Source organism: Pseudomonas sp. UBT (genome assembly GCF_050915955.1).
Taxonomy (GTDB): Bacteria; Pseudomonadota; Gammaproteobacteria; order Pseudomonadales; family Pseudomonadaceae; genus Aquipseudomonas; species Aquipseudomonas antarctica_A.
Genome location: NZ_CP168079.1, coordinates 3,779,604 through 3,796,944, shown reverse-complemented (window position 1 = coordinate 3,796,944; position 17,341 = coordinate 3,779,604). Strand labels below are relative to the sequence as shown.

The window sequence follows — 17,341 nt, the reverse complement described above, 5'->3', positions numbered from 1 at the left end:
CCGTTCGTCGCACTGGCAAGTTTTTTCTAAACCTTTGCCGCCCTGAAAATTCGAATTCAGGGCGAGGTGTGTGTTCTCGCACCTATTTTTGCCCTGGAGGAACCCATCATGAGCCGCATGGCTATCCGGTTACGCACCGCCAGTTTCGCGATGCTGCTGGGCCTCGGCGCCAGCAATGCTTTCGCCCAGTCGCCTGCTGAATTCATCGAGCAGGCTTCGGCCAAAGGTATGGCCGATATCGAAACCAGTCGCATGGCCCACGCCAAAACCTCGTCCCAGGAAATCAAGGACTACACCATCGAGGTGATCAATGAGCGCACCCTGGCCAACCAGCATCTGGCTGCGATTGCCAAGAAGCTCGACTTGCCGGTGGCACCGCGCGAGAAGATCGTCGACAAAGCTGAAACCCTGATGCCTGAACTCAAGGACGGCGACTCCTTTGACGCTGCCTACACGGCGCAGCAGGTCAAGGAAAACGAAGACGCCATCGCCTTGTTCAAACGGGAAGGCGCGGCATCGGATGTACCGGAGATAAAGGCCCTGGTAGATGAGACGCTGCCTAGATTGGAAGAGCGTCTGCAGAAGGCCCGTGCCTTGGCATCGACCTACGGTAAAGGTCATCAGGGCGACGGTTGAAGCCGTCACTTGAAATGAAAAACGGCGGTTGGAGCATCTCCAACCGCCGTTTTTTTATGCCTGGTTCAGATCGGTTTTACTCGGTACTGCATCGTCTACTGCTTCACCGCAACTGCTGTTCAGGCTGACACTGCCCGTCGCCCCGATGCTGCGGTATTCGTTGCGCAGTTTTTCCAGTTCTTTGCGGTCCAGGCCATCCAGGCTCAGCACGGCGTTTTGTGCATCCTTGGACACGCGCAGCAGCTCATCAATCTTGATATGCAGGATGTCATTGTCGCGGTTTTGCGTGTTCTGGATCAGAAACACCATCAGGAAGGTAATGATGGTGGTCGAGGTGTTGATGATCAGCTGCCAGGTGTCGTTGTAATGGAAATAAGGCCCGCTCAGGCTCCACAGGAAAATCAGTGCGACGGCGGCGTAGAACGTCCGGGCACTGCCTGCCCAGCGGGACAGAGACTGCGAGACTGCGGAGAATTTCATGACCGTTTTCCTCAAAGGGTGGGTGATGAAATTATGGACCGCAGCCGCGCTTTGAAATTTCTTTTTACAATTAAAGGGTGAGCAACGTTGTACGTTTTTGTCGCCCGTCACTAGAACGCCAGTTCTGCCTGGCCTGCACCTTCCAGCGCGAGCAAATACTGTTTGGCCTCCAGCCCACCGGCAAACCCGGTCAGCCCGCCTGAGGCGCCTATCACCCGATGGCAGGGCGCAATGATCGAGATGGGATTGCGCCCGTTGGCAGCGCCCACTGCACGCACGGCTTTCGGGTTACCAATCTGCTGGGCGATCTGGCTGTAGCTGCGGGTTTCGCCAAAGGGGATGGTCAGCAGCGCCTGCCAGACTTGCTTCTGGAACTCAGTGCCGGTGAAGTCCAGTTCCAGTTCGAATTGGTGGCGGGTGCCGGCGAAATACTCCTTCAATTGTTGCTCGGCTGCCAAGAGCACAGAGCTGTCGTTAGCCTCGCGCAACTCACCCAGGCGCACGCGGTTGGCGCGCTCTTTTTCCCAGAGGATGGCATTGAGTTTGCCATCGCGCGCCACCAGGGTGAGCTGACCGACGGGGGAGGGCATGAGCTTGTATTCGTAGGGCATGAGCGGGCTCCTCGAAGGGGGTGCGTTTTGAGCTACAGCACTACTGTAGTTTCAGCGGCTGGAGTGGAAACTACGTTTCTTGCGATCAAATTCTCCCGCACTCAGACGTTCCAATACACCCAATGAGAGTAATACGGGTACCCGTAGAGCCAGGAGATCCTATAAAGCCCCATGAGTATAGAGACCTCACCCATTGCAACCCACGACATCACATTGAGCAGTGTGACGATCCCAGCGAACACGCTAACGCGTCGGCTGGCGTGTCGCCTGGCATACCGCACGCCATAGGCCGACGCTGCAATGGCGCCCAACCCCAGGATCAATCCAAGGGGAAATGGCAGCCTTACAAATGTGACCAACAGCGGCAAAACCAGTACCCAGCCCACCACTTGGCGCAGTACGGTTTTCGGTGTGTGTTGTACAGGTTCAAACATTGCGGTAATCCAGATCCGAGGGCTGACGAGCAGGCATCTTTGCGCTTCTCGGTCGCCGCCGCAGTCAGATGATGCTGAAGGGCAACTACCCGTCCTGTTGCAATACCTTGAGCGCCGCGGATGCCAGAAACCCCGAACGGCTTTTTTCTTCCGGGTGATTCAGCACGTATTCATCAATACGATTCAACAGATAACCCGGCAGGGTAATGTTGAGTTTCTGAGCCTTGCCCAGGTACTTGGTGACATCAATGTCCACCACGGCCCACGTGCAGCCGGCGTACTGTGGGTTTGCCGCGTGCAGGGTAACTTTTTGCGCGGTGGGGATCGGCGCGCCATCCTCCGCGAGGATTTCGAAGTGCCCTTCGATCGCTTCCCGGGCCATGGCCATGGCGTCGTCGAGGTCTTCCCCGGCTGAGTAGCAGCCAGGAATATCCGGGACTTCCACACCCCAGGCGTGATCCTCGTCGCCGGTTGAAATTGCGATGGGGTAAAGCATGTCTATTGCCCTCCAGGGACGGTTAGCTCAACAGAGCCTGTTTCAAAATGCTCTTGGCGGTTTTGTCCAACAGGTCCTTCTTTGGATGAGGAATTGTCACCAGCCCCGGTTTTGTCGGGTGTTTGAAGTGATGATGACTGCCTCGGGTGCGCACCAGGTACCCGCTGTCCGCAACAATGTGACCTATCAAATATCGACTATCCACATCACCTCCTTGTGGTGTGTGTTGGTGGTGACTATAACCACTGAATATAAATTATCAACACTCTACCTACCAACGGTCGATGACTGTTGTTTCGGTAAGCGTTGTAGGCAGTGTATGAGCGCGCAGGAATGGCGTTGGAGAGAGGTATTGCGAGGTTTTTCGAAGGGTTACCGGGTGTGTGAAGACTGCGCAAGAACCGCGAGAAACGCATCAGCCAATACGCTTTTTCTTGCCGTAGGGGTCAGCACCAGCAACTGAGCACAGGCATCTACCTCAGCCATCGGCTTATACGTAACGCCCTTATTCATCAAGCCCTGCGTGCATTCCGGCACCAATGCCACGCCTTGCCCGGCGGCCACCAGCGCAATGATCGAGGTGATCTGCCGTCCGGTCGGCCCGGCACGCAGGGGCACACCGTGGTGTCGATAAAGTTGCTCGATGGACTGGTTCAATCCCGACCCATAATCCGACGGAAACAGAATCAACGGGTACGCACTGAGCTGCGCCAAACTGACATCAGGCTGGCCGGCCAAAGGGCTGTCGCTGGATACGGCCGCCACCAAGCGTTCCTCACCGAGCGATCGTGCTTGTACCTCTTGATTCTGCGGCAATAGGCGACTTAGGCCGATATCCAGCCGCCCGTCAGCCACTTGCGCGCCGAGGCTGCCGGACGCGCATTCCACCAAGGTCAACTGCACCTCGGGAAAGCGTTGTGCAAAGGCCTGGATCGCCTGGCTGAACAGATCCGACAAGGCGATTGAGCTGACGTAACCCAGCGACAATTGCCCCGCAGTGCCCGCCGCCAGTTTGCCGGCGATGACCTGCGCCAACGCCACCTGCTCCAACACCCCGCGTGCATAGGGCAGGAACGAACGGCCCTGAGCGGTGAGGGTCACCGTGCGGCTGGTGCGATCAAACAGCTTGAACCCCAACTCCGCCTCCAGCGCTGAAATCTGCCGGGTCAGCGGCGGCTGCGCCAGGTGCAGGCGAAGTGCTGCGCGGCCGAAGTGCGATTCTTCGGCGACCGTCAGAAAGTAACGCAGCTTGCGTAGGTCGAGCATCCTGATCCCTGGGTATTGATCGGTTCGAAATCGGTATTGGTTTAAGACCCGCCAGCCATTCTATAAAGACCTCACAAAATAAAACGAGAGGTTTCATGAAACCGCGCCTGCATTGTGCCCGTCTTGCCCTGTTCCTGTGTGGCTGCGCGGCGTTTCTTAACCTCTATGCCACCCAGAGCATCCTGCAGACCTTTGCCGCGCAGTTTCATATCAGCGCCAAGGCCGCGGGTTGGAGCATCACGGTCACCACCCTGGCCGTTGCAGTCACTGCACCCTTTGTCAGCCGGCTGACCGGGCGCTTCGAGCAACGTACCGTAATCAGCGTGGCCGCGCTGTTGTTGGCGGTGCCCGCACTGATGACCGCGTATGCCGACAGCTTTGCCGAAGTACTGGTATGGCGGTGCGTGCAAGGTCTGTTGATTCCGGTTGTGTTCGCGACCAGTGTGGCCTACATCGGTGACCGTTGGCGTGGCGGCACGGTCACCGAAGTCACCAGCCTTTATGTGGCGGGTACCGTGTTGGGCGGGTTCGCCGGGCGCTTCGTCACCGGTGTGATGACTGAGTACGTAGGCTGGCGGGAAGCCTTCGAATTGTTGGCGGTACTGAGCCTGATGGTGGGCGGGTTTATCCAGTTCCTGTTACCCGCTGCCCGGTCGCGAACCGAGCGATTTAAAACCTCATCCTCGGGCGTTTTCCGCAAACCTTTGTTGGCCGCCTACGCCGTAGGTTTTTGCGTGTTGTTCTCCCAAGTCGCGGCCTTTACTTACGCGGGTTTGTACCTTGGCTTGCCGCCGTTCAACCTCGGGCCTGCAGCGTTGGGCACGCTATACATGGTGTTTTTGCTGGCCTTGATCGTGATTCCCATCGCGGGCCGCCTCAGCAAAGCCCGGCCCCACGCCGAGCTGCTGGGTCTCGCTGCCGTGCTTGGCGTCAGTGGCTCGGCGCTGACCCTGGTGCCTTCGCTGGGCTGCATCGTAGTGGGCCTGGCGCTCAGTTCCACGGGCGTGTTCCTCGCCCAGGCCGCTGCCAATGCGTTCATCACCGCCACCGCCGGTGACAACAAGGCTGGCGCCGTGGGGGTTTACCTCACGTGTTACTACCTGGGCGGCAGTTGCGGTGCCATCGCACCGGCATTGATCTGGGAACAGTGGGGCTGGGCCGGCTGCGTGGCACTGATTATCGGTTTTCAACTGCTGACCCTGCTGATCGCCCTGACCGGCTGGAAGCCTCATCAACCTGAGTTGATTCAAACCCCATGAACGACGCCGTCGCCGTGCCTGCCCGCGAAACATCCATGCGCCGCCGCGCGCTGATTACCGGTTGCAGCGCCCACGCCGTACACGATGGCCTCACCGACGTCATCTATGTGCTGCTGCCGATCTGGCAGGCGCAGTTCGCCTTGTCCTACACCCAAATCGGCCTGTTGCGCGGCGCCTACTCCGGGATGATGGCCGTGTTCCAATTCATGGCCAGCCGCGCCGCCAAACGTTGGGGCCGTGTCCCGCTGCTGGTGGGTGGCACCGCGTTGGCAGGTATCGCTTACTTATTGGTGGGGCAAGCCACCGGGCTTGGCATGTTGTTGCTGGCGTTGCTATTGGGTGGGCTGGGAGCGAGTACCCAACACCCGCTGGCCTCTTCGATGATTACCGATGCTTATGAGGACGGTGGCGGGGTCAAGCAAGCGTTATCGCAGTACAACTTTTCCGGCGACATCGGCAAAACCCTGATCCCGGGGTTGGTTGGCTTGCTGCTCACTGTCATCAGCTGGCGCGCCAGCGCCACCCTGCTGGGGCTGCTCGGGTTGGCGGCGGCGGGGTTGCTGTGGTGGTGGGTGCCTACTCAGGTTGGCGAATCCGCCGCCACAAAAAACGCCAGGCCGCTCAACGGAACCGGCTCGGTCATTGGCCTGCGTGCGCTGATCCTCACCGGCACCCTCGACAGTGCCGTGCGCATGGGCTTCCTCACGTTCCTGCCGTTCCTGCTGCAAGCCAAAGGTGCGGGTACGGCGGGTATTGGCCTGGCCTTGACCCTGCTGTTCATCGGCGGTGCGTTCGGCAAATTGTTCTGCGGCTACCTCGGTGCCCGCATCGGCATGATGAAAACCGTATGGCTGACGGAAACCAGCACTGCACTGCTGATCGTTGCCGCCGTGTACCTGCCGCTGAGTGGCTTGATGGTGATGTTGCCAGTGTTGGGCCTGGTGCTGAACGGCACGTCTTCGGTGCTCTACGGCGCCGTACCGGACCTGGCCGGCGCCGGCAAGCGCGAGCAGGCTTTTGCGGTGTTCTACACCGGCACAATAGGCGGCGGGGCGCTGGCGCCGGTGGTGTTTGGCGGGTTAGGCGATGCGTTGGGTGTGCCGCTGGCGGTGATGGTGCTGGCGGGGATGTTGTGGGTGACGTTGCCGTTGGCGTGGGTGGTGCAGCGGGGGATAGCCGTGGACCGTTGACTGGCTCGTTTCGGATGGAAAACTCAGTTCCGTCCTACGTAATTGCATGGGCTGCATGGTTGTAAAGTTCGCGCTTCAAAAATCCCGGCGCACTTTTCGAATGCCTATCAATCAGTGACGAGTGGCTGTTGCGTGATAGGAAACGATCCGAATAAGCTTGCTATACGCCAATGACGTATGGGCGTAGGTGTGATATTTGTCGAATCACCCGTATTTACCGAGGACCTGCCAGCGCTACTGAGTGAGGAAAGCTACGGTGAGTTCCAGGAATTTCTTGCCGAAAACCCGACTGCTGGTGATGTCATCCAAGGGACCAATGGTCTGAGAAAGATCCGCTGGGCTGTACAGGGGAGGGGCAAGAGGGGTGGTGTCAGAGTGATCTATTACCACCTCTGCATGGCCTATCAAATTCGATTGATCCTGATCTATCGAAAGGGCATCAAAGATGATCTCTCTGCGGTGTAAAAGAGCGTGCTGAGCGAAATTAACCGAAGGTGGGAGTGATGGAGAAAAAACTGTTCAATCGTCTGGTCGAAAGCATGACCCAGATGGACGAAATCGCACGGGGTGAGCGCGCCCCATCCCGCGAGTTTTTTGTTGATGCGTTGAAGGTAAAAGAGATTCGACAAGCCACAGGACTTTCACAAGCACGCTTTGCGAAGGCAATTGATGTGCCGGTGGGAACGCTTCAAAACTGGGAGCAGGGGCGACGTGAACCAGAGGGGCCGGCAAAGGCATTATTGCGTGCCTTATACAATGATCCGGATCACGTATTGGCCGCTCTGGGGCATCGATAAGTCTCTGAAAAGAATAATTTCAGTTCGATGGAAACCGTCTATTTGCGGGGTTTTGTGTTCGTTTGGCCTGAGTCAGCGTTTCGCGAGCTTGTGCGATAAATGCGATTGCTCTGAGATGCTCAGCAATATCAGCGTCAGTCTGGACTTGAGCTAAATATTCGTTAATGGCTTCTTTACTGTCTAGCACGCCAGCCATGTCAAACGGTGTCAGTTTTCGCTTCATGTTAGCCACCTTGTTTAGCCAGTCGGCCGGTATGGCTAAGAATAATGATGTGCGCGAGACGTTGAGTTCAAACGTATCTGCAGGGTGTTCTGTTGCCGGAGGTTGCAACTCGTTGGGTGAGTCGGGAGTCGTTTCGTATCTTGCGGCATTGCCTACACAACGCTCAGAATCGTCTCAGTTGTGCGTCTTGGGCGAGCTCTTTAAGGTTCGTCTGCCGCTGCCCATCAGCGGTCGGGTTTAGTAGCCCGATGAAAATTTATCCGGCGTACGGCTGTCCTTACCGTCAGGCACTTTCATGCCTGTGCTTATTGGTAACTGTACGCAGGGCGTCTTCGGGCGCGCCGGTTTTCGGATGAATTTCCCCGGTCTACTAACCTGCGTACAGCTGCCACCCTTACTCTTTGAGGGGTGGTCCTTACCGAGGATCAACCGATGTGTACCGATTCCTGTAACCCCACCGCAACCCTGTTCAGCGTCCGCCCCGAAGCCAACACCGAAGCGTTGCTCGCCAACGCCTACGAAACCATTGCCGGTGCTGGCGCCATGACTAACGAGTTCGCCGACAGCCTGCCCGCCCACCATCGCTACCTGGCCCTGGCCATTCAGCAAATGATTGAATTGGGGCTGATGCTGGTGGAAGCGGCGCAGGACCGCGTGGACCGCGCCGCGTAGGTTCTTACGCGCACCGCAACAGGCTTGCCTTCCCAGGCCGCCCATACCAAGGGGGAGGGGAGCCAAAAAACGCAAGTCACCTTAAAGGGACGAGGTCAACGTAAACGGAATGCGCAACGCGCCGATCGGCCCTTCCCGTGCCCCGCACATTTCATCGTGCACGCACTGCTGCACCAGCACGCAGGGAAACGGCGGAACCCGTTGCAACAGGTCGCGCAAATGCGTGGTGGAACCGATACGCATCGGCTTGGCATCATCGTCCAGCAACGTCATCTCGACATGATCCAACCTGACGCGCGCGATGTAGAAACCACCCTCAAGCGACAGCAGTTCCAGCTCACGCACTTCGCCTTTTACCGCCAGTTCGGTCAGCATTTTCATATTCATGATTCACCCTCACTCTCGGTCGTTCATTGGCGACGGAAGAACAACGTGATCTGGCCCCATTCGACGCCGAATTTGGTCATGCTGGAACGGTTGATCAAAGTGTCCTCGTCCATCAAGTACATCCAGTCATCCAAGCTGACTTCGTACACCGAACCGTCCACCGGCAGGTTGAGCCGGTAGCGCCAACGCAGTGCGTTACCCGCCACTTCGCCGATCGCCTCGCCGACTACATCACCGGCGCGCCCGCGCCAGCGGCCAGGGCCATCGGGTGTCAACGTCCACACTCGCTGCTGGCGCGTGCCATCGCTGTACAGGAACCGCTCGTCAAGAATTAGAGCGTTGCCCTCGCGCCGGCTGGTGATATTCACTTCAAAGCGCTTGGCCACTTCCCCCGAGCGCTTCTGGAAAATCCCCCACGCCTTGACGGGTTTGCTGAAGAAGCGTTGCAGATCCAACTGCGGCTGCTGGTCGGCGTAGTGGTCGACCCCTACGCTGCCGCAACTGGTTAGACTCAACACCAGTAACAATGAAACCAGTAGACGTGTCATTGCCCGGCTCCGGGATCGTACGTGGCGAAGTGCCAACGCTCAGACTTGATACTTGTACAAAAATATTGATTTGTACAGGTTTGACCGGACGAATGACCGATGCCTCAAATCGCGCCCATAAAAAAACCGGTCACCAGGGACCGGTTTTTTACGCATCCCTCGTCAGAACTATCCTGACGTGAGTGCACTATTTGAGTGGAGCGGGTAGAGGGAATCGAACCCATCCCTATCTGTCACGTAAGTCATTGAAAAATATCGCCTTGATGAGGTCATTGTAGGACACGTTTGTAGGATAGAGAAGGTCTCATTATAAAGTTTGAAAGTCCTAAAGCCGGGGGCGTGGTGGCAGGGCGTGGTTGAATTCTCTAGCACCTTTCTTCACCTGGCCTTATACATGGGGGGGGCGAATTTTGACCGACTCAAATCGTTCGTCCGAAAGTGTATGCTAACCCGCTGTTCTGGCGCCAAATTCAACGGAATTACGCACTCAGAAGCACGGTAACGGACACCGTGGGGTTGGCGTAGCATCTGCTGGTAGGAGCATCTGAAAGAATTTGTGATGTCTGTCGGAAAGCGAGTCCATTGCAGGTTAAAAAATCAGGGGAAGGGCATTCGATGGATAGAAAAATAGCGGTAGCTAGATGTCACGAGATTCAGCTTGCTATGAAGGACAAGGAAGTAGCTCGATTTGAAACTATTCCTGAGATCGGCATGGCAGTCCAGTTGGCTCTGCACATACGCGGTCTCCCTGTGATTGAGTATGAGCTTTTAAAGCTAGTGGCTACGACGTTAATTGGTATCCCAAGGTTGGCCGTTGACAGAATCGTAACCCTTCTGGATGAGGTGGAGTTTGTAAGGCTTATTAAAGATGGGAAAAGGATAAAAGCGGTCCTTCCCACAGTTCCTTATTTTGAGGAGCTGTATGAAGGGTTGGGTGAATATCTTGAAACTGAAAGCAAAATAGACGAGTTCGAAAGTCTTACTTTGGAAATTGTCGATAAACTTGCGGCTTCTCCATATAACGCAGACGCTTTAGCAGGCAAGCTAGGCGCGGACCGGAAGGATTTCGATAGCAGTATTGAACTTGGCACGAAAGGTAGCTTTTTAATCAGTAGGCGACATCGTTCAAAAGATGTCCTTATGAATCCAACTTATTTTTCTGAAAATGGAGATGTTTTCGCTGATCATGTAGCTAAATGTGGTGCCAAAACGGTTCAAAGAACTTTGGAGTTATTAAAGGCCGCACAGGGCTGGCCGTTGTCCCTCATAATTAAAAGTGGGGAGATTGCAGGGAATGCAGTTTCAGCTGATGAAATCGCCTTGCTCAGCCGTTTAGCTCAAGATGGAATCGTTAAGCCACCTTCGATTAAAACTACACATGCAGGCCAGTCGTTGTTCATGTTTACTCCCACCCCAGGTCATGTGAATATTAGTCCGCTGAAAAGAGAGCAGTATGAACGCGCTCTAGCTATTGTTTCTGCTGTCAGGCAAGGCGAGTTGCTGCCAAATAAATATCGGATAAGAAGCCCAGGAGCTGTGCTGTATACGCTAAAGAGTGAGTTGCAGCTTAAACCGACTAGTGACTATGCTGAGCAATACCAGAATCTTGAGCATCTAAGGATAGCTCGTCTTGAAAAGCTGGATAACGGATACAGGCAACTCAAGATCGTGGATACGCCGGAGAATCGTGAGTCGCTCAATATTGCATATCAGTTGGTGCAAGGAGAGAAGATTCCTGAGCTTCTTGTAGATCAAGAAGCCATCATGGCTATGGGCGGAACTCAGGAGTATGTCGAGTCACTTGTGAGCTCAAGAATTATGCGTGACAAGGGACAAATTACCTTATCTGAAGAAAGTGGTCATGAAATCACACAACTTCTTCTTGAGGGTTTTTGAATGCTTAAAGATCGTGCTCAAAAGGCTACTGCGCTAAAGCTGTGTGTGTCTAAGCGCTGGTTGCCACAGTTAGAAGTGGAAATTGAGTCAACTAATCGAGTTGAAAAATCAAAATATCTACTTACTGATCTCGATGTTCTTGCAGTCACAGGTTCACCCACAGGTCAGCATATAAAACTTGTATTTGATTGTAAGAGTGGGTTGAGAGAGTCTGCAATAGGTCGGGCGTTTTGGCTTCACGGGGTTATGGCGAAAGTAAATGCTGATCATGGGTTTGTTGTAATTAATTCAAAAATAAAGTTAAGTCGTGATCATCGGCTTAGTGCCTCAGATATAGGGGTTTCACTTCTGCAGGAGAGTGAGTTCGACGACCTGGCAGTTGGCATGGGTGGAACTACTCATGTATCTGAGAATGAGGCTATCTGCTCAGATATTTCCGTATGGGAAGAATTTCTTAGTATTCCCGGAAAATACCCAGTGTTTGCCGACTATTTCTCTTTTTCACGTTCGAGTTATTGGGTTATAAAAGACTCTGGTGAGCAATGTAGAAAAACTGTTGCCAAGCTTAGATCGATTAGGTCTGAATTAGATCCGTCTAAACCGGAGCATCTTGCGATTTTTGGTGACTGTGTTTCTCTATTCATGCTTTCAATTTCCAGTTTGGCTAATAGGTTGTTTTTGATACTTATGAGACCCGCTTCAAGGGAAGAATTTTCTTCTCTATTGTTGGCATTCTTATATGGTGGATATGAAAATTTACAAGCCGCATTGAAAATTCGGAAACTCGCAACTGGTGCTGGAGCAGAGGATATGGTGAGTATTTTTCCGGACACTGAGCGATTTGAACAGTTGGTGAGAGAAGTGATTCAGGCACCTCAGCAAGCATTGCCAGCGGCTCTATTGGCAAGAGAAATGTCATTTGGTTCACTTAAAAGTCAACCAGTAACACAGTTGCAGCTTTGTATCTCGGAGGAGTCTCCTTATGCGCCAAAGTTTTTGTTGTTGGCAGCTGAGTATCTTCAGAGATCGTTAAAATTGCCTCCTGAGTTTGGGGCTATATATTCAGAGGCGGCGATGAGTCTGCTTTCGAGCAAAATAAAATAACTTCAGTAGTGCTTCAGTAATGAGGTCATGGCCAGCAATGACCCATTGCTGGCCCTGTTGAGATTGATGGTGCGTTTAGTTATGTGGGCGGTTAGGAGGTCTGCTGGCGCGCTTGGCAGGGTTGATACCGAGCTAGTCTGAGAGCTAAATTAGATCCGGTTGAGAATCGTCAAAATAAAACTAGGGAGAAGGCCTCTTGATTAAAGGAATCGCAAAGATCAAAGGGCTTGGTGTCTATGAAGATTATACCAAACCTAATGACACCAAAGATTTTGGAGTAAAGAATCTCATATATGGGTGGAATTACTCCGGTAAGACGACTCTCTCAAGGCTTTTTTCTTTACTCGAAAGTAAGACCGCCAACCCTGATTTAAATGGCTGTTCGTTCAGCTTTGAGACTGATGGGGAGCCAATCACGGAAGCAAATTATCATGCTTCAGGACTACTGGTTCGCGTCTTTAATTCAGATTTTATTCGAGATAATCTCCACTTCGGTGGTGAGGATTTCAAGCCGGTTTTGTTACTGGGTAAAGATTCAGATGTTGCTCAGAAGAAAATTGATGGTATGGAGCAGAGAATTAAAGATTCTCAAGAATTCACGCGGAATGTTGGAGTCAGTATTCGTAGTATTGAAAATACTATTTCGCTGGCTAAGACTGAATCAGCAAAACAGATTCGTCAAACGCTCAAGATTGACCCTTACACCGCAACACAGTTGAGTGGCGACATGCTGGGCGTAGGCGTGCTGGACTCACAGCTTCTATCTGATAAAGATTTTAGTGATAGTCTGGAGTTGGCGCTTACGCCTGATAATAAAAAGCCTAGCACCGTTGAACGACTCTCCGCTTCACTGTTAATTGAAGGATTACACAAAGAAGCAAGTTTGGTGCTAACTGCCACTCCAACGTTTTCAAATACGATCAAGCATCTAGAGGATAATCCAAGTGTTGAACGTTGGGTTGAATCCGGTCTTCCCCTCCACGATGAAAAGGAAAACTGCGAGTTTTGCGGGAGCAAGATTGCTGAGGATCGTATCGCCGCACTACGAGCACATTTTTCTAAGGACCTGGGGGACCATAAGCAAAAGGTTGCCAATCTTCTTTTAAGGGTTCAGGCTGCTCAGATTAAGCTTACTCTCCCAAAAGAAATAGAATTTAACCCGCAGTTTCGGGAGAAATACAAAGAGTTGCTAGTTACGTTGGCCCAGACGTTGAATGATTTCAATCAGTCTGTTGTAACGCTTACTGAGGATATTCAGCGTAAGGTAGATACTCCATTGAAGTCAGTAGAACCTACTTTGCTAATCGATGGCGTTTCAACGGCCGTCACTGAAGCAATTAGTAAGGTTAATGCTCTTATTGATGAAAATAATGAGCTGGCAGCAGACTTCTCCAAATCCAAAGCTTCCGCCATCAGGCGGGTAAAATATCACTATGTTCAAGAGCTTGTTGATACCCTTGAGCGGTCGGGGGGTGGAAAGAAAACTACTCGTTTGAAGAGGTGGCAGGAGCGAATAACGAAATTCGTGACAACTCTGCAAAGAGAAATTGATAAGCTTCAAGCCTTAATCAGTAACGCCCAACTTGGTCGAGAAAAAGTTAATGAGCGCCTTGCTTCAATGCTTGGTAGCGAAGCTGTGCAGATGAGTGTTGTTAAAGACGCGGTGGGCCAGGAGCGTTTCCAGCTTATTCGAAAGGGCGGTAAAATTGCTAGGAACTTGAGTGATGGTGAGCGAACAGCGATAGCGTTCTCTTATTTTTTGACCAAGCTTCAAGAGTTAAAGCCTGAGCAGTTTGAGCAGACTATTGTTTATATTGATGATCCTATTTCCAGTCTTGATGCTAATCACCTCTTTCAAATCAATGCAGCAATTAAGGAGAACTTTTTTTGGAAGAATGCGGAAAACAAATGGACCACACGCTGCAAACAATTTTTTCTTTCTACGCATAATTTCCAGTTTTTTGATTTGGTTCGAGAATTAGAACCGAAAAGCCAACCTAGAGCTCAGCTCTATTTTTTGAGAAAGGTAAGTTCCACTCAGTCGATTTTTGGTGATATGCCTAAATCGCTTTGCAAATACTCTTCGGAATATCACTTTCTTTTTGAAACGATATTCAAGTTTCGATCCGCTCAAGACAAAGGCGCTTATGAAGCTTTGATGCTTTTGCCCAATGCGGTCCGACGTTTTGCGGAGCTTTACACCTATTCCAGAATCCCTGTAGATATTGACGGTCTATCGGTCGATAGGCGTGCAGAAATACTTTTCGGTCCGGAAGCCTCAAAACGGATTTTGAAGGTGCTCCACTATTTCAGTCATGGCAATAACATGGAGAAATTTCTAGGAAATAACGAATTGATCTTTGACGTTGAGCACGCAGTCAATGACCTGTTGGCTGAAATTGAGCAAAAAGACCCCCAACACTGGAAAGCTCTGATGGACGCTGTGCAGTAATGCTAAGAGAGCTTCTGCCATGTTGACCGATGCCAACCGCAAGAGAGTGCCGGTAGATACTTTGATCTAGCCGGCTGAGAATGCTTTAAAGCTGGTCCTATCCTAAACGTCCAACTTCAGAGCGCAGTCGCGTAATGGTCCGTTGGATCTGGGTCAGCCCCCATTGGCCGCCTTTAGGCGTTGGGATGCCAATCATGTTTAGCTCTGCCACCATTGCCCGCTGAGATAAACCTCTTACAGCCATCCCATCGAAGAGTGGGCGTAACCGCTCCACGAACGCGGTGGCGGTCTGCTGGCGCAATTCCATGTTGGGTTTCAAGTTGGCGGCGCCCGCTGCCCCGAGCACCACTCCACGAGCTTTGGCCGCCACCAATGCTTCTTTTGTCCTCTGACTGATGCGCTTCGCTTCGTGTTCGGCAAACGCGGCCATGATGTGAATGGTCAGCTCATTTGCCTCGGGCATGTCACAAGCTAAGAACTTTGCCCGAGACTCCATGAGTCCTGATACGAAATGGACGTTCCTTGCTAGGCGGTCAAGTTTTGCAATCACCAGAATCGCACATCGTCTACGGCAGAACTCAAGTGCAGCTTTCAAAGTAGGGCGCTTGACCAAAGCGTCCGACCCCTTCCCGGTTTCTACCTCCTGATATTCAGCGATCAGTGTTCCACCTGCTCCTCCTACGAAACGCTCGACGGCATTGCGTTGTGCATCTAGCCCCAACCCGGAAGCACCTTGCTTCTGAGTCGAGACACGGAGATAGCTGACAAAATTTAGCCCTGACATTGGTAAGCCTCACTCGTGACCACACAACAAGACGTTCGTTTAATATGTGGTCAGCTTAGCCTTTGGCATGCAAAAGCACAAATAAGTTGTGCTGTTTTGTGTTTTCTTGCTACGCTCAATTTCTAAATAGCGAGATGGGCGTAAAACATGGCAAACGTATTTAAGGTCCGCACGACAGAGCTGACTGGCACCGGACGAACTTCTCTCCGCTTCGAGGAAACCACCTGGGCAGCAATTGATGCCCTTGCGGTCAATCGAGGTATCCGCTGGCAAGACTGGGCTCGTGACGTGATTGCACAAAAGCCGGGAGCGCCAAACAAGTCTGCGGCGATCCGGGCTGCTCTCGCTGACGAGCTGTTAGCCGAGCAATTTTCTGCGCTGGCTGAAGATTCTGCCTCTGGGACTGCCGAACTCAAGGAAGTGCATGAGATAGCCGGGACAGGCTACTACCGCTTGGACGACGATCAATTAGCCAGTGAACTGGCGGATGCCAGCATCGACACCAAAGACGACAGCTTTGGTTCTTTCGTGTTGCACATTGGCCGCCGCTCGACCTCATACGGCGGGGCGTCGTTTGTGATTGTTGAAAATATGCTGAAGGGCCACTTGCACCTGATGATTGCCCCGACTGTTGAGTCATAAAAGGCGGAAAAAACCATGAAAGTGAAAACCGTAACGGCTAGCGAAGTCGCATACATACTTCGCCGTGATCTCGGCGCGGTCCGAGCTTGGGACGACCTGTTGGCCGATATGAGACGAGGAAAAAGCACTTACTTTGGGTTGGTTCTGACTCCTTTTCTTTCCAGTCACGATGGAAAAGCATCACGTCCCTATTACAGCCTTACGGACATCGCTGACTTTACCCGTGCGGCCCTATCGGTCTCGCCATCATCGACCGCGCTGATACCTGTCCAAGTGCACGAATTTGAAGTCGGTCCAACTGACAAGAGACTTTGGAAAGGGCGTGCGCTGGTGTGAACAGGACGGCGACCGGGGCAAGCCGCCAATCCTTCAAGGTTGCCGCGTGCATTGATTGGCTCGACGTTGTGATTGAAACGTCGAGGCCATCACAACATCAACACGTCCAAGAAGTGCTTAGAGAGATCACAGGGGGCAAGCTTTGGGTTGAAACAATCAATAAGCAGGCAGGTAACGTAGGGACAGCGTTTCGCCTGCGCTTTCACGATGTGTTGGCGAATGATCACCAAAAACTACAGCAAACGCTTGAGGAGCTTTCAGCTGACTACCCCTTTGTGTCGGCTCCAAGTATCACAGCGGTTGAAGTGGCTTGCGACTTCCGGCACAAGACCGGCTCGATACCCGAAACTCTGGCAATGACCTACAGGTTGCAATCAAGCCTTTTCGCCGATGGGACTAAGCACCGCCAGTTTGACCCCATCACTGCCCAGAACCGTTATCTCGACCATTATGGGGATCGACTCGATCCGAACCTGAATTTTCGCATTGGCAACAAAGAAGACCCGGTCTCCTGGCAGATTTACTTGAAGAGCACCGACAACAACAAACAATCAATTCCGGAAGCCCAATGGCGGGCACGAGTAGAGGTAACGCTTCAAGGTTTGGCTCTGCATGAATATGAGCTGAACCTGCTGTCTGATCTTCAGAGTTTTAGCTTCGATAAGCTTGCCGGTCTGTTTCGTTTTCGACGACCAGTAGTGCCAGAGAAGCAAGCTGGCGGCGACCTCTTCAAGCTGGCGGCAATCAAGATAAATCGCAAACTGCATGATGCAACCCCAGAACGGGGCATACACAGCTTCGATAAAGTCGGGCGGCGTGATAAGTGGCGCAAGACGCGCGCGGAGAGTCGGCACCTTGAAGCTGACAGTGAGCTTCAGGGGGCGGTGAAGGGCGCGCTCCGCCGACTCACCCTGTAGAATGCTTGCGCAAAAAAAAGGGACAAAAGTCGGCCCGCAATCCGCCCGAAATCCGCACCAGCACAGGACATTGATCCTGCCGTCCTAATAACTGTGTAATTACCAAAGCATCTACGTGATGCACCCACAGTGACTCTCAAAAAAGTGAACCCTTAGAAATATCAGCCCCCCTCTAAGGGGTTGCTTGTGTTGTCGGCGGAAGAAATTGACG

22 protein-coding genes are annotated in these 17,341 nt (G+C 52.7%); 12 read left to right on the top strand and 10 right to left on the bottom strand.

The features are described from left to right. The first annotated feature begins 108 nt into the window (after positions 1–108). The gene (locus ACDZ94_RS17505; RefSeq protein WP_064451275.1) at positions 109–636 is read left to right on the top strand and encodes a DUF4142 domain-containing protein; all 528 of its coding nucleotides are present in this window, start codon (positions 109–111) and stop codon (positions 634–636) included. A 54-nt stretch (positions 637–690) separates the two neighbouring features. Here the strand turns inward: ACDZ94_RS17505 and ACDZ94_RS17500 are convergent, their stop codons facing one another. The 6 genes from ACDZ94_RS17500 to ACDZ94_RS17475 form a co-directional block, all read right to left on the bottom strand. After that, positions 691–1,116 carry a low affinity iron permease family protein gene (locus ACDZ94_RS17500; RefSeq protein ID WP_064451276.1) on the bottom strand — a complete coding sequence of 142 codons (426 nt, stop codon included), beginning with the start codon at positions 1,114–1,116 and terminating at the stop codon, positions 691–693. Positions 1,117–1,226: 110 nt separating this feature from the next. Next, positions 1,227–1,727, bottom strand: a complete 501-nt coding sequence (locus ACDZ94_RS17495) for a methylated-DNA--[protein]-cysteine S-methyltransferase (RefSeq protein WP_407016496.1) — start codon at positions 1,725–1,727, stop codon at positions 1,227–1,229. Positions 1,728–1,828: 101 nt separating this feature from the next. Next, positions 1,829–2,161: a hypothetical protein gene (locus ACDZ94_RS17490; RefSeq protein ID WP_064451278.1), complete on the bottom strand. Its 333-nt coding sequence runs from the start codon at positions 2,159–2,161 to the stop codon at positions 1,829–1,831. Positions 2,162–2,246: 85 nt separating this feature from the next. Beyond that, positions 2,247–2,657, bottom strand: a complete 411-nt coding sequence (locus ACDZ94_RS17485; protein WP_064451279.1) for a type II toxin-antitoxin system HicB family antitoxin — start codon at positions 2,655–2,657, stop codon at positions 2,247–2,249. Between the two features lie 22 nt (positions 2,658–2,679). Beyond that, positions 2,680–2,862, bottom strand: coding sequence for a type II toxin-antitoxin system HicA family toxin (locus tag ACDZ94_RS17480; RefSeq protein ID WP_432750523.1), 183 nt, complete (start codon positions 2,860–2,862; stop codon positions 2,680–2,682). Positions 2,863–3,029: 167 nt separating this feature from the next. Then, positions 3,030–3,923, bottom strand: a complete 894-nt coding sequence (locus ACDZ94_RS17475; RefSeq protein WP_432750522.1) for a LysR family transcriptional regulator — start codon at positions 3,921–3,923, stop codon at positions 3,030–3,032. Between the two features lie 95 nt (positions 3,924–4,018). Between ACDZ94_RS17475 and ACDZ94_RS17470 the strand changes: the two genes are divergently transcribed. The 4 genes from ACDZ94_RS17470 to ACDZ94_RS17455 all read left to right on the top strand — a co-directional run bounded on the left by ACDZ94_RS17470 (position 4,019) and on the right by ACDZ94_RS17455 (position 7,169). After that, entirely contained in the window at positions 4,019–5,182 is a 1,164-nt protein-coding gene (locus tag ACDZ94_RS17470) for an MFS transporter (protein ID WP_432750521.1), read from the top strand. Beyond that, positions 5,179–6,372 carry an MFS transporter gene (locus tag ACDZ94_RS17465; RefSeq protein WP_432750520.1) on the top strand — a complete coding sequence of 398 codons (1,194 nt, stop codon included), beginning with the start codon at positions 5,179–5,181 and terminating at the stop codon, positions 6,370–6,372. Before ACDZ94_RS17470 ends, ACDZ94_RS17465 begins: the two co-directional genes overlap by 4 nt. Before the next feature lie 189 nt (positions 6,373–6,561). Beyond that, positions 6,562–6,837, top strand: coding sequence for a hypothetical protein (locus ACDZ94_RS17460; protein WP_262667977.1), 276 nt, complete (start codon positions 6,562–6,564; stop codon positions 6,835–6,837). Between the two features lie 38 nt (positions 6,838–6,875). After that, the gene (locus ACDZ94_RS17455; RefSeq protein WP_064451284.1) at positions 6,876–7,169 is read left to right on the top strand and encodes a helix-turn-helix domain-containing protein; all 294 of its coding nucleotides are present in this window, start codon (positions 6,876–6,878) and stop codon (positions 7,167–7,169) included. A 19-nt stretch (positions 7,170–7,188) separates the two neighbouring features. On the opposite strand, the gene ACDZ94_RS17450 is transcribed toward ACDZ94_RS17455, so the two are convergent. Next, positions 7,189–7,392, bottom strand: coding sequence for a hypothetical protein (locus tag ACDZ94_RS17450; protein WP_432750519.1), 204 nt, complete (start codon positions 7,390–7,392; stop codon positions 7,189–7,191). 432 nt (positions 7,393–7,824) lie between these two features. On the opposite strand from ACDZ94_RS17450, the gene ACDZ94_RS17445 reads away from it, so the two are divergent. Beyond that, positions 7,825–8,064, top strand: a complete 240-nt coding sequence (locus ACDZ94_RS17445; protein WP_064451286.1) for a DUF6124 family protein — start codon at positions 7,825–7,827, stop codon at positions 8,062–8,064. Between the two features lie 81 nt (positions 8,065–8,145). Here ACDZ94_RS17445 and ACDZ94_RS17440 read toward each other — a convergent pair whose 3' ends face one another. Together ACDZ94_RS17440 and ACDZ94_RS17435 are read right to left on the bottom strand one after the other, a co-directional pair. Beyond that, positions 8,146–8,451 (bottom strand): DUF6482 family protein, encoded by a 306-nt coding sequence (locus tag ACDZ94_RS17440; RefSeq protein ID WP_221294183.1) that lies wholly within the window; start codon positions 8,449–8,451, stop codon positions 8,146–8,148. A 23-nt stretch (positions 8,452–8,474) separates the two neighbouring features. Beyond that, on the bottom strand, positions 8,475–8,999 hold the full coding sequence (locus tag ACDZ94_RS17435; RefSeq protein WP_064451288.1) for a DUF3833 domain-containing protein: 525 nt from the start codon (positions 8,997–8,999) through the stop codon (positions 8,475–8,477). Positions 9,000–9,614: 615 nt separating this feature from the next. On the opposite strand from ACDZ94_RS17435, the gene ACDZ94_RS17430 reads away from it, so the two are divergent. The 3 genes from ACDZ94_RS17430 to ACDZ94_RS17420 all read left to right on the top strand — a co-directional run bounded on the left by ACDZ94_RS17430 (position 9,615) and on the right by ACDZ94_RS17420 (position 14,451). Then, entirely contained in the window at positions 9,615–10,895 is a 1,281-nt protein-coding gene (locus tag ACDZ94_RS17430; protein WP_432750518.1) for a hypothetical protein, read from the top strand. Next, complete coding sequence (locus tag ACDZ94_RS17425; RefSeq protein ID WP_432750517.1) at positions 10,896–11,999, top strand: hypothetical protein; 1,104 nt, start codon at positions 10,896–10,898, stop codon at positions 11,997–11,999. A gap of 196 nt (positions 12,000–12,195) precedes the next feature. Next, positions 12,196–14,451, top strand: coding sequence for an AAA family ATPase (locus tag ACDZ94_RS17420; RefSeq protein ID WP_432750516.1), 2,256 nt, complete (start codon positions 12,196–12,198; stop codon positions 14,449–14,451). A 97-nt stretch (positions 14,452–14,548) separates the two neighbouring features. Here the strand turns inward: ACDZ94_RS17420 and ACDZ94_RS17415 are convergent, their stop codons facing one another. Beyond that, a complete protein-coding gene (locus ACDZ94_RS17415; protein WP_432750515.1) occupies positions 14,549–15,235 on the bottom strand; it encodes a recombinase family protein in 687 nt (228 codons plus the stop codon). 147 nt (positions 15,236–15,382) lie between these two features. Between ACDZ94_RS17415 and ACDZ94_RS17410 the strand changes: the two genes are divergently transcribed. Genes ACDZ94_RS17410 through ACDZ94_RS17400 form a run of 3 tightly spaced genes read left to right on the top strand, consistent with a single transcriptional unit; the run spans position 15,383 to position 17,130 of the window. After that, entirely contained in the window at positions 15,383–15,877 is a 495-nt protein-coding gene (locus ACDZ94_RS17410) for a hypothetical protein (protein WP_432750514.1), read from the top strand. A gap of 15 nt (positions 15,878–15,892) precedes the next feature. Next, complete coding sequence (locus ACDZ94_RS17405) at positions 15,893–16,213, top strand: hypothetical protein (RefSeq protein WP_432750513.1); 321 nt, start codon at positions 15,893–15,895, stop codon at positions 16,211–16,213. Then, on the top strand, positions 16,210–17,130 hold the full coding sequence (locus ACDZ94_RS17400) for a hypothetical protein (protein ID WP_432750512.1): 921 nt from the start codon (positions 16,210–16,212) through the stop codon (positions 17,128–17,130). Before ACDZ94_RS17405 ends, ACDZ94_RS17400 begins: the two co-directional genes overlap by 4 nt. Positions 17,131–17,341: the final 211 nt, after the last annotated feature.